This is a genomic window from Amycolatopsis sp. La24 (genome assembly GCF_029087445.1).
GTDB classification, from domain to species: Bacteria; Actinomycetota; Actinomycetes; order Mycobacteriales; family Pseudonocardiaceae; genus Amycolatopsis; species Amycolatopsis nivea.
The window spans coordinates 1-14239 of sequence record NZ_JARACH010000023.1 but is presented as its reverse complement, the minus strand read 5'-3'; the positions used below and the strand labels follow the sequence as shown (position 1 = coordinate 14239).

Annotated in this window: 15 protein-coding genes; 10 read left to right on the top strand and 5 right to left on the bottom strand. The window is 67.8% G+C overall.

Annotated elements, in window-relative coordinates:
* Nucleotides 1-9: 9 nt before the first annotated feature.
* Complete coding sequence (locus PUT80_RS22155; RefSeq protein ID WP_275293310.1) at nucleotides 10-1848, top strand: VanW family protein; 1839 nt, start codon at nucleotides 10-12, stop codon at nucleotides 1846-1848.
* On the opposite strand, the gene PUT80_RS22150 is transcribed toward PUT80_RS22155, so the two are convergent.
* On the bottom strand, nucleotides 1838-2170 hold the full coding sequence (locus PUT80_RS22150) for an MmcQ/YjbR family DNA-binding protein (RefSeq protein ID WP_134727717.1): 333 nt from the start codon (nucleotides 2168-2170) through the stop codon (nucleotides 1838-1840). The two genes, PUT80_RS22155 and PUT80_RS22150, sit on opposite strands and share 11 nt — an antisense overlap.
* 92 nt (nucleotides 2171-2262) lie before the next feature.
* Nucleotides 2263-3951: a bifunctional UDP-sugar hydrolase/5'-nucleotidase gene (locus PUT80_RS22145; RefSeq protein ID WP_275293309.1), complete on the bottom strand. Its 1689-nt coding sequence runs from the start codon at nucleotides 3949-3951 to the stop codon at nucleotides 2263-2265.
* A gap of 104 nt (nucleotides 3952-4055) precedes the next feature.
* Here PUT80_RS22145 and PUT80_RS22140 point away from each other — a divergent pair, with 104 nt between their 5' ends.
* Both PUT80_RS22140 and PUT80_RS22135 read left to right on the top strand, forming a co-directional pair.
* On the top strand, nucleotides 4056-4247 hold the full coding sequence (locus tag PUT80_RS22140) for a hypothetical protein (RefSeq protein ID WP_037808952.1): 192 nt from the start codon (nucleotides 4056-4058) through the stop codon (nucleotides 4245-4247).
* Nucleotides 4248-4350: 103 nt separating this feature from the next.
* Nucleotides 4351-4992 carry a VanZ family protein gene (locus tag PUT80_RS22135; RefSeq protein WP_134727715.1) on the top strand — a complete coding sequence of 214 codons (642 nt, stop codon included), beginning with the start codon at nucleotides 4351-4353 and terminating at the stop codon, nucleotides 4990-4992.
* A 248-nt stretch (nucleotides 4993-5240) separates the two neighbouring features.
* On the opposite strand, the gene PUT80_RS22130 is transcribed toward PUT80_RS22135, so the two are convergent.
* Nucleotides 5241-5786, bottom strand: a complete 546-nt coding sequence (locus PUT80_RS22130) for a class I SAM-dependent methyltransferase (protein WP_275293308.1) — start codon at nucleotides 5784-5786, stop codon at nucleotides 5241-5243.
* 29 nt (nucleotides 5787-5815) lie between these two features.
* Between PUT80_RS22130 and mug the strand changes: the two genes are divergently transcribed.
* From mug to PUT80_RS22110, 4 genes are all read left to right on the top strand, one after another.
* A complete protein-coding gene (gene mug / locus PUT80_RS22125) occupies nucleotides 5816-6394 on the top strand; it encodes a G/U mismatch-specific DNA glycosylase (RefSeq protein WP_134727713.1) in 579 nt (192 codons plus the stop codon).
* A 275-nt stretch (nucleotides 6395-6669) separates the two neighbouring features.
* Nucleotides 6670-7428 (top strand): response regulator transcription factor, encoded by a 759-nt coding sequence (locus tag PUT80_RS22120; protein ID WP_238603767.1) that lies wholly within the window; start codon nucleotides 6670-6672, stop codon nucleotides 7426-7428.
* A 159-nt stretch (nucleotides 7429-7587) separates the two neighbouring features.
* Nucleotides 7588-9432: an acyl-CoA dehydrogenase gene (locus PUT80_RS22115; protein ID WP_134727712.1), complete on the top strand. Its 1845-nt coding sequence runs from the start codon at nucleotides 7588-7590 to the stop codon at nucleotides 9430-9432.
* A 158-nt stretch (nucleotides 9433-9590) separates the two neighbouring features.
* Nucleotides 9591-9866: a hypothetical protein gene (locus tag PUT80_RS22110; protein ID WP_037808945.1), complete on the top strand. Its 276-nt coding sequence runs from the start codon at nucleotides 9591-9593 to the stop codon at nucleotides 9864-9866.
* 1 nt (nucleotide 9867) lies between these two features.
* Here PUT80_RS22110 and PUT80_RS22105 read toward each other — a convergent pair whose 3' ends face one another.
* Together PUT80_RS22105 and PUT80_RS22100 are read right to left on the bottom strand one after the other, a co-directional pair.
* Complete coding sequence (locus tag PUT80_RS22105) at nucleotides 9868-10398, bottom strand: GNAT family protein (protein WP_037808942.1); 531 nt, start codon at nucleotides 10396-10398, stop codon at nucleotides 9868-9870.
* Between the two features lie 12 nt (nucleotides 10399-10410).
* The gene (locus tag PUT80_RS22100; RefSeq protein WP_037808940.1) at nucleotides 10411-10788 is read right to left on the bottom strand and encodes a nitroreductase family deazaflavin-dependent oxidoreductase; all 378 of its coding nucleotides are present in this window, start codon (nucleotides 10786-10788) and stop codon (nucleotides 10411-10413) included.
* A 114-nt stretch (nucleotides 10789-10902) separates the two neighbouring features.
* On the opposite strand from PUT80_RS22100, the gene PUT80_RS22095 reads away from it, so the two are divergent.
* The 3 genes from PUT80_RS22095 (at nucleotide 10903) to PUT80_RS22085 (ending at nucleotide 13735) form a co-directional block, all read left to right on the top strand.
* Nucleotides 10903-11571 carry a hypothetical protein gene (locus PUT80_RS22095; RefSeq protein WP_199817328.1) on the top strand — a complete coding sequence of 223 codons (669 nt, stop codon included), beginning with the start codon at nucleotides 10903-10905 and terminating at the stop codon, nucleotides 11569-11571.
* A gap of 2 nt (nucleotides 11572-11573) precedes the next feature.
* Complete coding sequence (locus tag PUT80_RS22090) at nucleotides 11574-12224, top strand: hypothetical protein (protein WP_275293307.1); 651 nt, start codon at nucleotides 11574-11576, stop codon at nucleotides 12222-12224.
* 128 nt (nucleotides 12225-12352) lie between these two features.
* Nucleotides 12353-13735: an amino acid permease gene (locus tag PUT80_RS22085; protein WP_037808936.1), complete on the top strand. Its 1383-nt coding sequence runs from the start codon at nucleotides 12353-12355 to the stop codon at nucleotides 13733-13735.
* The last annotated feature ends 504 nt before the right edge of the window (nucleotides 13736-14239 follow it).

The window sequence follows — 14239 nt, the reverse complement described above, 5'->3', positions numbered from 1 at the left end:
AGGCAGGCGTTGCGTGAAGAAGACCGTTCGTCGGCTTTCGCCGACGACCTGCTGAGCGACGAACTGCTGAACGACCCCGCCCTGGTCAGCGAAGCCGATCTGGCCACGGAGATCTTCGCGGTGGCCGACGCGCCCCCGCCGCCGGACACGCCGTTCCGCCGGTTCCGCAAACGCGTCGGCCGCACGTTCATGATCGTCGGCTGTCTGCTCGGATTGTTCGTGCTGCTCTACACCGTCGACCTGATGACCAGCGCCGGCGACGTGCCGCGCGGCGTGCAGGTGGCCGGGATCGACGTCGGCGGCCTGTCCTATGCCGAGGCGGAAGCCAAGCTGCACACCGAACTCCAGCCCCGGCTGACCCGTCCGGTGGCGGTGCACGCCGGGGACGTCACCGGGACGCTCGTTCCCGCGGATTCCGGGCTCGGCCTCGACTGGCCGGGCACGCTCGCCCAGGCCGGGCACCAGCCGTGGAGTCCGCTCACCCGGCTGCTGTCGTTCTTCACCACCCGCGAGGTGGGCGTCGTGACGCGCAGCGACCAGCTCGAGGTGACCGACGCGGTCCAGCAGCTCGCCGGCAAGCAGCTCAACCATCCGCTGGTCGAGGGCAGCATCGGGTTCACGCCGAAGGAAAACAACGGGGTCACCGCGTATGCGGTCGAGCCGCGCCAGGGCCAGGAGCTGTCCGACGTCCCGGCCGCGGTGCAAGCCGTGGTCGCGGACTGGCTTTCGCCGCGCGGGGTCACGGTGAAGATGGCGGTGACCCCGCCCCAAACCACCTCCGCTGACGTGCACCGGTTGCTGGACACCGTGGTCGCGCCCGCGGTCGCTGCGCCGGTGGTGCTGCACGGCGAGGGCAAGGACAGCACGCTGGAGCCGTCCGCGATCGCGTCGTCGTTCCAGTTCCAGCCCAACGGGGGCGGCGGTCTCGAACTGCGGATCGACCAGGAGAAGCTGCGCGCGGCCGTCCAGCCGGACCTGGCGTCCACCGAGGCGAACGGCAAGGACGCGCAGATCACCCTCGACTCCGGCGTCCCGGCCGTCACCCCGTCCGAGGACGGCCGAAAGATCAACTGGGCCAACACTTTCAAGACCCTCACCGCGGTGCTCGCCAAGCCGGCCGGCCGCGATCTGCCGGTCGCCTACGACCAGAAACACCCGACCCTGACCACCGACGGCGCGAACGCGCTGGGAGTCAAGGAGGTCATCGGCGAGTACACCACCGGCGGGCTCAGCGGTCCGGCCGCGGACAACGTCGCCACGCTCGCCGGACGCATCAACGGCGTCCTCGTGAAGCCGGGAGAGTCGTTCAGCCTCAACGACTATCGCGGCGGCGGGTACGCCTCCGCGCCGGTCGACGAGGACGGCACCGGGCCGTCGGTGACCGGCGGCGGGCTGTCGCAGCTTTCGTCCACTTTGTACAACGCGGCTTACCTGGCCGGACTCGGCGACGGCGGCCACGCGGCGCACGACCACTTCATCGACCGCTACCCAGCGGGTCGCGACGCGGCGGCTGTGGACAGTTCCGGCAATGCCGTGGACCTCAAGCTGGCCAACAACGATCCGACCGGTTTCGTGATCCAGGCGAGCGCAAGCGGCGGTTCGGTGACGGTGAAGATCTGGGGCACCAAGCACTTCCGCGTCGAAGGCCGCAGCGGCGCGCCGTCGAACCAGGTGCCGCCGCCGGTGCAGTTGGGACCTGGTCCGGACGGTCAGTGCCACGCGTCGCCGGGCGCGTCCGGGTTCACCGTCAGCGACACCCGGGTGTTCTACGACCTGGCCAGCGGCGGCGAGGTCCGCGAGGAAAGCCGCAGCACGACGTACTCGCCGCAGCCGATCGTCATTTGCTGAGCCGCGCCGGGGCTTTCGACCGCCAGGACTCGGTGAGCAGCTCGCGCAGCTGCTGTGGGTCGACGCGGTCGAGGTGCACGAGGATCGAGCCGTGCCCGTCGTAGTGCGGCGTGGTGAAGAAGGCCGGATCGCCGGACGCGAGCAACGCGGCCTTCTCGTCGAGCCCGACGAACAGCACCAGCCCGCCCTCGGCCTCGGTGCGCAGCCGTGCGTAACCCTTGCCCGCCACCTTGAGCGCGGGCGTGCGGTACCAGGTCGCGACCTCGGTTTCCGGCAGCTCCTCCTGCGCCCACGCGGTCACGTCGTCCCAGGTCATCGTCATGCCCACCATCGTGGCCCGGCAGCGGCGAGTTGTCTTGGAGAAACGAGAGGAGCCCCCGCCCGGGTGGGCGAGGGCTCCTGGAGTGCCGCGGGTTACGGAGTCGCGGTGATCCGGTCCGCGGGCGGCGGAGCGAAGCCCGGGTGCGCGCCGAGGTAGGCGATGAACGCGTCCAGGTCCACCGGCCCGCCCGCGAGGTCGGTGCCCTTGGTGAACTCGGTGAATCCGTCCCCGCCCGCGGCGAGGAAGTTGTTCACCGACACCCGGTACTTGGCCGCCGGGTCGACCGGCGTGCCGTTGACCGTGATGTTCGAGACCCGCGAGCCGACCGGAGCGGCCGCCGAATACGTGTAGTGCAGCGACTTCGAGATCTGCAGGATCTTGGTGCCGCCGGACTGGCCCCACTGCTGTTCCAGCACGTTCTTCAGGTTCGCGCCGGTGAGCGTGATCGTCTGCATGATGTTCGAGAACGGCTGCACGGTGAACGCCTCGCCGTAGGTGACGACCCCGTCGCCTTCGCCTGCCGACGACGACTTGTACGTCAGGTCGGCGCGGATGCCGCCGGGGTTCGTCATCGCGATGACGGCGTTGTTGGACTTGGTGCCTTCGAGTTGGGCGTCGGCGATCACGTCGCCGAGCGGCGATTCGCCGGACGGCCCGCCCGCCGCGGGCAGGTCCGCGGTGATGGTGCCGACCTGCTTGTTCGCGATCGGCGCGGCCTTCGTCTTGGCTTCGTCGACGAGCTTCGTCACGGCCGGGTCCGGCGTGACGTCGCGGGTGACGATCTCGTTGTGCGCCTTGGTCTGCGACCGGACCACGTCGCGCGTACGGCGGTCGATCTTCAGGTCGACGACCGACAGCAGCCGACCGAACGACGCGCCCTGGATCACCGGACGCGGCTGGCCCGCCGGGTCGTTGATGACGCAGTTGTACTGCTGGTGGCTGTGCGCGGTGAAGATCGCGTCGACCTTCGGCGTCACGTTCTTCGCGATGGCCGAGGCGTCGCCGTCCGGCTGCACCTTGCAGTCGTTCGGGCCCGCGCCTGGCAGCGCCTCGTCACCCTGGTGCAGCAGCACGACCTGGGCTTTCACGCCGAGCCGGTCGAGGATGTTCGCGGTGCGGTTGATCGCCTCGACCTCGTCGCCGAACTTGAGGCCCTTGATGGCTTCCGGCGTCACGACCGACGGCAGGTCCTTGAGCGTCGCGCCGATGACGCCGACCGGGACGCCGCCGGAGTACTGGATGCTGAACGGCAGCAGCGCGGGCAGCCCGTTGTCGAAGTACACATTGGACCCGAGCAGCGGGAAGCGCGCGCCGTCGTAGGTCTTGCGGAACTGGCAGCCGTCGGTCTTGTTACAGCCGCCGAACTGCATGCGCAGCAGTTCCTGGTAGCCCTCGTCGAACTCGTGGTTGCCCACCACGGACGCCTTCACGCCGAGTTCGTTGAGGAAGTCCATGGTCGGTTCGTCGTGGAACAGCGCCGAGATCACCGGCGACGCGCCGATGTTGTCGCCCGAGGACAGCACCATCGAATTGCGCACCTGCGCCTCGAGCTGCTTGACGTGCGTCGAGAGGTAGGCCGCGCCGCCCGCGTCCACCTTGCTCCCGTCCGGGAGCGTGATCTTCCCGCTCGACCCGGACGGCGGTTCGAGGTTCCCGTGCAGGTCGTTGAACGCGATGATCCGGACGTCGGCGGTCTGCGCGGCCTCGGCGGGCGCGCTCGTGACGGCCACGGTGGCCAGTGCGGCCGCGGCGGTGGCCGCGAGCCGGGTGAAGAGCTTCATGTTTCCTCCGGTGTTCGCGCCCGCCTGACCCCTGATGCGGACGCCCGGCGAAGCAGTCTGCCCAAATCGGACGGTCCTGACCAGGGCGGAACGGCCGGTACCGGGTGAAAGTTTCGGTAACGTTCGCCCGCGCCGCGCCGATCAGTGCGTTGGGTGCCGAGGGGGACAAAATGGAACTGCAGCTCGTCGTGCTGACGCTCGCCGTTGTGCTCTTGCTGATCGCCGGCACCGTCTTCGCGGCCTGGCGCTCGGAGCGCGTGGACCAGGACGACGAACCGCCTTCGGGCGAGCGCTGACCGATCGGTCGGCGCGCACTCGGCCATCTGGCCGATCCGTGGTCCAGACCCTCCGGCTCTTCGACCGAAGTGCCGCGGCGGCAAGATCAATAGCGTTCTCGGTATGACGAACGCACAGGTCACCGCCCTGCAGTACGGGTTCATCGGGTTCCTCGCGGTATGGGCGACGATCCTGGTCCCGCAGCTCGTGCTCCAGTTCGCGCGCCACGGCCGCCCGCGGCTGCGCGGCCTGGCGACCACGGCGGCGGTCGTGTTCTACGCGTGCATGGCGCTGGCGGTCGTCTTCCTGCCGCTGCCCGGCCCGCACAGCAGGCGGCTCGAGCAGACGGTGCAGCTGGAGCCGTTCCAGTGGATCGCGGACATCCACACCGAGCTGGTGAAACACGGTCTGTCGGCGGCGGACTGGTTCACCACGCAGACGTTCCAGCAAGCCGCGATGAACGTGCTGTTGTTCGTCCCGCTCGGCTTCTTCGCCCGGGTGCTGTGGCGCCGCGGCCTGGTCGGCGCGCTGGCGATCGGTTTCGCGGCCTCACTGGCCGTCGAGATCACCCAGCTCACCGCGAACTTCGGGACCGCGCCGTTCGTCTACCGGATTTTCGACGTCGACGACCTCATGACCAACACCTTCGGCTCCGGTCTCGGCTGGCTGGCCGGCGCGCTGCTGCTCGCGCTCCGGCCGATCTCTTCAACCCTCCGCGTGGAGCCTGCCCGGAGCGAGCGGATCGACCTCGCCGAGACGCGCTAACCGGGCTCGTCTCGCGATCGCGGCTTGGCGCGCGGCGCGGCGGTCTTCCAGGATCACGATCAACGAGGCGATGGCGATGATCAGTGCTACCAGGCCGAGCACTAGCCACAGTTGCATGTGCTCTCCTCATCGACGCCGTTGTGCGAGAGATCACACAGGCTACCGAGCCCGGCGCCGGGTTGGCTACCCCGCGTTCGAAGGTCGTGCGGAGAACCAATCCCGCTCAGCGGTGACCCAGCGCCCGAACTTCAGCCCGGCTTGTCCGAGTGCTGGTTCGAGAGGGAAGTTTTCGCAGGTGAAGGGCTGTTTCCAGGTTCGGTCGCCGAGGGAGTACGCGACGGTGGCGGAGAGCCGGTCGCCGTCGCGGCGGACGTCTTCGAGGGCGATGCGCACGTCGCCCAGCTGCCCGCCCGAGCCGTCGGCGACCTGATCGAACCAGGCGGGCGGATGCCATTCGACCAGCAACTGCCCGTCCGGAGCCAGATGCCGCCGTGCCGCCGCCAGCAGCGCCTGCCGAGCACGACGACGGGGAACCGCCGGTCCAGCTGAAGCTCATCGATGCGGGCGCGGACGGTCTCCGCGCCCACGACGTGCGCGAGCATCTCCGCCGATTCGTCGACCGCGACCACCGGATGTCCGAGCGCGAGCAGCGGATGCGTCACGCGGCCCGTTCCGCAACCGAGTTCAAGCACCGCGGCTCCCGCCGGGATCGCACCGTGAATCACCTCCGGCTCGCCAGCGGCGGGCAGCTCCAGATACAGGTCGACCGGGCAGCCGTCAGGCGTCACGCTCATGCCGTCCAGCTTGCCGGGAAACTGGACCCATGCCCGCCAAACCCACCAAGGCCGAACAAGCCGCCGCGCACGGGACCACCATCCCGGACGTCCTGGCCCCGAACCTGAACGTGCTGTTCTGCGGCATCAACCCCGGCCTCTACTCCGGCGCGCTCGGCCTGCACTTCGCCCGTCCCGGCAACCGCTTCTGGCCCGCGCTGCACGCCAGCGGGTTCACCCCGCGCCTGCTGGACCCGAGTGAGCAGGACGAACTTCTCGACCTCGGCCTCGGCATCACCAACGTCGTGGCCCGCACCACCGCTCGCGCCGACGAGCTGACCGACGACGAACTCCGCGAGGGCGGCCAGATCCTGACCGAGAAGGTCGAGAAGTACCGTCCGCGCTGGCTGGCAGTGGTGGGAATCACCGCCTACCGCGTCGCGTTCGGCGATCGGCGGGCCGCGGTCGGACCGCAAGACCGGACAATCGGGACGACTCGAGTCTGGTTGCTGCCCAATCCGAGCGGTCTGAACGCCCATTGGACCCCGAAAACGCTCGCCGGGGAGTTCGGTCGGCTGCGCGCACAGGCGGTCATCGGAGATTCACCCGAGCAGGTAAACCCTCAGTAGAGCTAACCCAGTCGGGCGGACCCTCGCTGCGCCGTTCCCCCGTATTTCCCGGCCGATTTTCTACTCAGAGTTTGCCGCGATCAGCCGTTACGGCCATGAGGGGGAAACCGCGTCACAAGCTGCTCTCGGCGGAGTCGAACCAGGGACAAGGTGTCGTTCCCGGCCGGTTCCGGCAGGGGGACCGGCGGGCACGCCGAGGGGGCGTGCCGGTCACCGGGAGCGACCGAGATGGACGGAGGCCCGAGATGCGTGGCATCGAGCCCCACCGAACGCCCATGTCGGCCGGTCAGCCAGCCGGCGGTCGAAGCCTGGGAGTCGCGGTCGTCGACCCGATCCCGATTTTCCGCGAGGGCATCGCGGCGATGGTGCACCGCACGCTGGGCCTGCACTGGTCCGGCCAGGCGGCGAGCCACCACGCGGCGATGCAGTTGTGCGAGCAGGTCCGTCCGGACGTCGTGATCCTCGACTCCGCGCTGGACCCCAACTGCCATCTCGCGAAGCTGCTCAACGCGGGCGACCCGGCACTCGTGCTGGTCACCCTCGTGCGCGACACGAACCGCACCCAGCAGTACCTCGCCGCCGCCATCGGGGCGGGCGCGCACGCCATCGTTCCGCGTGCGGTCGATTCCCGGCGGCTCGCCGAGGCGGTCCGGCGCGCGCACCACGACCGGCGCTACATCGACCCGGCGCTGTCCGCGCTCACCGCGCGGCCCAAGCGCGAGCCGTCGCCAAGAGCCGCTCCGGTCGACGGGCACCTCGTGCAGCCCAAGGGCGCCATGCCGTTGTCCCGGCGCGAGTACCAGGTTTTGCAGCTCGTCGCCGAAGGGCTGGAGAACTCGGGGATCGCGAAGCTGCTCTTCCTGTCCGTGGAAACCGTGCGGACCCACGTGAAGAGCATTCTGCGCAAGCTTTCCGCCCGCGACCGGACACACGCGGTGACCATCGCGTTCCGCAGCGGCATCCTGGTCCCCCAGCTCGACGACAGCGCCGGGCCGCCGGCCGTGCAGGAGGCCGTGGCGCGCGGCACGCGGTGAGCCCGGGCCCCTGGTCGACCTGTCATTCCGAGCGAATATCCACCCCCTGGAAGGGCGGATTCGCTTGCTCTGGTTACTGGTAGGTAATATCCTGATGTTACCGGCGAGTAAGGGAGCCAGTGCCCGGCCGGAAAGCCGAACACGACACGGAGTGACGACATGGGCCACTACAAGAGCAACGTCCGAGACCTGGAGTTCAACCTCTTCGAGGTACTCGGCGTGCAGGAACGGCTCGGGAAGGGCGTGCTCGCCGAATCGGACGAGGAAACCGCCCGCGGCGTGCTGTCGGAGCTGAACAACCTCGCCACCGGCCCGCTCGCCGAGTCCTACGCCGACGCGGACCGCAACCCGCCGGTGTACGACCCCAAGACGTTCAGCGTGACGATCCCCGACTCGTTCAAGAAGAGCTACAAGGCGCTCGTCGACGGCGAATGGTGGCGGCTCGGCCTCACCAACGAGCTGGGCGGCTTCGGCCTGCCCCCGACGGTGCAGTGGGCCGCGGCCGAGCTGATCCTCGGCGCGAACGCCCCGCTGTTCATGTACCTGGCGGGTCCGAACTTCGCCATGATCGTGGACAAGAACGGCACCGAAGAGCAGAAGCACTGGGCTCAGCTGATGATCGACCGCGGCTGGGGAGCCACCATGGTGCTCACCGAGCCGGACGCCGGTTCGGACGTCGGCGCCGGCCGCACCAAGGCGGTCAAGCAGGAGGACGGCTCCTGGCACATCGACGGCGTGAAGCGGTTCATCACCTCGGCCGAGAACGACATGGTCGAGAACATCATGCACCTGGTGCTGGCCCGTCCCGAGGGTCCCGGCATCGAGACCAAGCCGGGCACCAAGGGCCTGTCGCTGTTCCTGGTCCCGAAGTTCCACTTCGACTCCAAGACCGGCGAGCTGGGTGAGCGCAACGGCGCCTTCGTCACCAACATCGAGCACAAGATGGGCATCAAGGTGTCCACCACGTGCGAGCTGACCTTCGGCCAGCACGGCACCCCGGCGAAGGGCTGGCTGCTCGGCGAGGTGCACGACGGCATCGCGCAGATGTTCCAGGTCATCGAGTACGCCCGGATGATGGTCGGCACCAAGGCGATCGCCACGCTGTCCACCGGTTACCTGAACGCGCTGGAGTACGCCAAGGAGCGCGTGCAGGGCGCTGACCTGCCGAACATGCTGAACAAGGCCGCGCCGCGCGTCACGATCACGCACCACCCCGACGTGCGTCGTTCGCTGATGCTGCAGAAGGCGTACGCCGAGGGTCTGCGCGCGATCTACCTGTACACCGCGTCGTTCCAGGACCAGCTGTGGACCGGCGAGGGCGACGAGGCCGCGCTGAAGCTCGCGCACGGCGTCAACGACCTGCTGCTGCCGATCGTCAAGGGCGTCGGCTCCGAGCGGGCCACCGAGCAGCTCGTGCAGTCGCTGCAGACGCTGGGCGGTTCCGGCTTCCTGCAGGACTACCCGATCGAGCAGTACATCCGCGACGCGAAGATCGACTCGCTGTACGAGGGCACCACGGCGATCCAGTCGCTGGACTTCTTCTTCCGCAAGATCGTCCGCGACAAGGGCCAGGCGCTCGCGTTCGTCGCGGGCGAGATCACCAAGTTCATCGAGTCCGAGGCGGGCAACGGCCGGCTCAAGAACGAGCGCGCGCTGCTCAAGCAGGCGCTCGAGGACACCCAGGGCATGCTGGGCTCGCTGATCGGCTACCTGACCTCGTCGCAGGAAGACCCGCAGAACATCAACAAGGTCGGCCAGCACACCGTGCGGCTGCTGATGTCGGTCGGCGACCTGCTCGTCGGCTGGAAGCTGCTGCAGGGTGCCGAGGTCGCGCTGGCCAAGCTCGACAACGGCGCGTCGGCCAAGGACAAGCCGTTCTACGAGGGCAAGCTGGCGGTGGCGTCGTTCTTCGCGAAGAGCGTGCTGCCGGAGCTGACCTCGCGCCGCGCCATCGTGGAGGCCGCGGACAACGCGCTCATGGAGATCGACGAAGCCGCGTTCTGATCGCACTGGCTGGAAAAATGCCCCGCTCCGCACCCGGACCGGGGCATTTTTCGTGCTTCCGGTGGCGGTGGCCCCATGCGGGCGGTAAGCCGGGTTTGAACCCACGGGTTCCGGGCTAAACCGGTCGGGCCCGGTCCTCTCGGCAGAAGGAGTTCGGCATGGCGGTTTCCGGCATCATCAGCGCGGTCGTGATCGGCCTGATCCTCGGCCTGCTCGGCAAGCTGGTCGCACCCGGCAAACAATCCATCCCGATCTGGCTGACGATCATCGTCGGCATCGTGGCCGCGTTCGTCGGCACCGCGATCGCGCGCGGCATCGGCTACGCGGACACCAAGGGCATCGACTGGCTGGAAATCATCACCCAGGTCGTGCTCGCCGCGATCGGCGTGACGCTCGCCGCGAGCCTGTGGGGCAAGCGGCAGGTCAAGAGCTAGCTCAGTCGTTCAGTTCCGGCTCGAGCAGGCTCATCAGATACATGTCGTGGTACTGGCCGTCGGGCCCGCGATGGCATTCGCGGTGCCTGCCGTCCTCCACGAACCCGACCTTGCGGTAGACGTGCCGGGCGCGCTCGTTCTCGGCGACGACCCAGAGCGCGATCAGGTGCAGCCGCATCACGTTGAACCCGTAGCGGCACATGAGTTTCAACGCCTCGGTGCCGTACCCGCCGTCCCAGTGGTCGGTCTCGCCGATGTAGATGTCCAACTCGGCGCGGCCGATCTCTGGGCGCGCGTCCCGCAGGTCGACGACGCCGATCAACTTGCCCGCTTCGAGGGATTCGATGCCGAGCACGACGTTCTCGTACGTGTTCACCGGGCGGTCCTCGCCCCGTTTGCGCAACTGCGCGAGGGAACGCGGGTAATCGGCGGTCATGTACCGGCCGATCTCGGGGTCGTGGATCCAGCGGTAGATCGATTCGGCATCCGACGGTTCGATCGCCCGCAGCCGGACCAGCTTCCCCGTGAGCATCCGCGCTCCCCCTCATTCTCGTTTCAGCACAAGGAAATCCGTGACGCCGACCAGTCCGAGGAACTGCCGCACCCCGGGCGGCATCGGCCGGCGCGATTCATCATGCACGAGTTCCGGATCGCGCACGCGGTATTTACGGCCGCGCGTGATCAGCTCCGCCTCGCCCGCGGCGCGGACGTTGCGGACCCAGTCCGCGTCCGGTCCGTAGGTGAGCGCGACGACGAATCCGTCGTCGGTGCGGAAGACATTGAGCGGGGTGCGGAATTCGCGGCCGGACTTGCGGCCGCGGTGCACGATCACCCCGAATCCGGGCAGTTTGTCGGCGAAGGGTTTCGTGACCCGGTTGGTGACCACGCGGTTGAACCGGGCGAGACGTTCGGGCAGCACCATGTCGCCAAGCCTAATCCAACGTGCGTGGAATTTCCTGCCGGAGACGCGCTGTGCACCTGAGCGGGCGGGTCTGGTGGGATGGGCGCGCACGTGGACACGAGGTGGGGAGCGGGTATGTCCGAGGACTGGCCGATGGGGCAGGAACCGCACGCGGCGGTGCTCGTCGCGCGCGGGCTGATCGAGCATCCGGAGCAGCTCGATCACGTGCTGCTCGACGACGAGGAAGGCTGGTTCGTCAGCGACGGCACGGAGTTCGGCGAGGATCCGGAGCTGGACGAGGAACAGTTCGCCACGATGTGCCTGCACGACGTCGTGGAGCTGCTGCCGCAGCTGTCGGCGCTGGGGAAGCTGCCCGCCGGGATGGGCGCGGAGTGGGACGCCGGCAACGCGTCCTGGGTGCTGATTTCGCCGCTCGTGCCGAGCGATGACGACGAGGCCCGCGCGTACCGGGAGGCTCGCGCCGCCGCTTGGCCGCACGCCGGGTCGCCGATGGACGAGGTGAACCTCAGCCTGGGGTTGATGGAGATCAGCACCGCGCCGGACGCACCCGCGCGCGGCGTGCGGTACGTCAGCCGGGAAGAAGACGGCACGTGGATGTTCGTCGGCTTCGAGGTGCCGGATCCCGACGAGCAGACCGAGGTCGAGGTTGACACCCTGGAGCTCGGGCACGTGGCGCAGCTGTACCCGGAGGTGGTCGAACTGCTGGACGCGGAACCGGGCGAGGTGTTCTTCCGCGAGGCTCCGGATGCCGAGTGGCTGCACGTAATCGACGACGGGGAGTGAGCATGTCCGAGCAATGGCCGCTGCGACAGGACCCGGAATCCCCGGTGATCATCGCGCACGACCTGGTGGATCACCCGGAGAACCTGGCCTTTGTCGTCCTGGACGATGACGACGACTGGTTCATCAGCGACGGCGCCGAGTTCGAAGAGGACATGGAGGTCAACCGCCAGCTGTTCGGCGCGACGGCCCTGCGCGCGGCGGTGACCCTGTTGCCGCACCTGGTCGCGCTGGCCGACGTGCCGCCCGGGATGGCCGCGGACTGGGACCCGGACCGCCGTACCTGGCTGCTCAGCTCGGTGTCGGACTCTGACGACGTGGACGAGGATCTCGTGCACCAGGAGGCCCGGATCGCCGCCTGGACGCACCCCGGGTCGCCGCTGGAAGAAGTCCAGCTGAGCACCGGGTTGACCGAAATCGGCACGACCGCCGACGCGCCGTCGCGGGCAGTCCGCCAGGTCGTGCGCGAGCAGGACGGCACGTGGCTGTTCGTCGGCTTCGAGGTCCCCGAGGCGGAGGATTTCGAGGTGGAGGGCCTGGAACTGGAACACGTCGTGCAGCTGTACCCGGACGTCGTACCGGCCTTGCTCGCCGCGCCGGGCCAGGTGTTCGACCGCGCGGAGCCGGGCGCGCCGTGGGAATTGGTGGAAGGCTGACGTCCTTTGTGGACTGTCTGAAATCGCAGACGCTTTCCGGGAGTCGTTGGTTGGGCGGTCCGGGCCGGATCAGTTCTACTGTGCCGACCCGCTCGCACGCGGGCCACTGATTTCGGGAGGTTCCGTCGATGACGACGAAGTCCGGGGACGGGTTGAGCCGCCGGTTGAACGGCAGGCACATCCGGTTCATCGCCCTAGGTTCGGCGATCGGCACCGGATTGTTCTACGGCTCCTCGGACACGATCGCCAAGGCCGGACCGTCGGTGCTGCTCGCGTATCTCATTGGTGGCGCGGCGATTTTCTTCGTCCTGCGAGCTTTGGGCGAAATGGCCGTCAACGATCCCGCGCCCGGTTCTTTCGGCGAATACGCACGGAAGCACCTGGGTCCCTTGGCTGGTTTCCTGACCGGCTGGACGTACGCGTTCGAGATGGTGATCGTCTGCGTCGCCGATGTCACGGCTTTGGCTGTGTACATGGGATTCTGGTTCCCCGATGTGCCGCGCTGGATCTGGGTGGTGCTGACGATCCTGGTCATCGCCGCCGCGAACCTGGTGAGCGTACGGGTTTACGGTGAACTGGAGTTTTGGTTCACGCTGGTCAAGGTAGTCGCCATCGTCGCGATGATCCTCGGTGGTGCGGCAATCCTGATCTTCGGCCTGGGTTCCAGTTCGGGCAGCGTCACCAACCTCTGGTCCCACGGCGGCTGGTTCCCCAATGGGGTAAGCGGTTTCATCGCTTCGTTCGCCTTGGTGATGTTCGCCTTCGGCGGCACGGAGATTTTGGGCCTCACCGCCGCCGAATCCGAAGACCCGCGCACCGCCATGCCGAAGGCGGTCAATACGGTCCCCGTCCGGGTTCTGCTTTTCTACGTGGCGACCCTGGCGATCATCATGATGCTGAACCCGTGGAACACGATCAGCACTTCCGGAAGCCCCTTCGTCCAAATCTTCGCCGGTCTGGGATTGCATTCTGCCGCAACGGTTTTGAACATCGTCGTGGTGACCGCGGCGTTGTCCGCGATCAACAGCGACATCTTCGGTGCCGGCCGGATGATCTACGGCCTGGCTCGACGCGGCCAAGCCCCTGCTGTGATGGCCCGGGTTACGCGTAATGGCATCCCGTGGATGACCGTCCTGGTGGTTGCTGCTGCGCTGAGTTTGGCTGTTGTCCTGAACTATCTGTTGCCGGACAGTGCTTTCCTGCTGATCGCTTCGGTGGGCACCTTTGCGACGGTGTGGGTTTGGTTCATGATCCTGCTGACGCACTACCGTTCACGGCGCCGCTCGTCTGCCGCTGATCTTGAGTTCCCGGTGCCGTTTTGGCCGGTGGGCCAGGTTTTGACGATGGTGTTCATGGTGTTCATCTTCGTGGTGATGGCGTTCGCCGAGGACACCCGCCTGGCACTGCTCGTCGGGGTGGTGTGGCTGGCGGTGCTGTGCGGGCTGTTTTGGTTCCACCGCAGGGCAACGCCGTCGGAGCCGAAGGAAGACGCGATGTCCGAGGCCGGATAACGCGAGCACCGTCAAGTCGGGCGGTGGTGTCGTAACCAGCCAGTAGGGCAACGCTTACGGGGCCCTGACCGTGATCCTCGCCCTGGCCTCCGACCTGGGGCCGAGCCTCTTCCGGTCGATGCGCACGTCGACGCGTAGAGCTGCTCAAGTGCGCGCGCAGTAGCCATTGCGTACTTCGCGTTAGTCGGAATTGTGTGTGGTTCCAGCTAGGACGGTGGCATGACGACTAGCGAAGCCCCTGATCCGGGCGCGCCTCGTGGAGAGGCTCGACGCCTCCTCGAGGCGGTTCCCGACGAACGGGTATCCGCTGCGTTGGCGGCGCTTCGGCAACTGGCGGAGGTGCCACCAGACGCTGAACCGCCACGTCGTCGGTTTCGGGGTCTATCCCATGATCGGTGTTCCGGCGTTGTTGATCAGTAGGTTTCGGCTCCCGGCCAGCGGTCACCGAACGTGATGGCGAATGCGTTGATCACGGGTTTCCAGCGCATCGTCCATCGGGCGCGG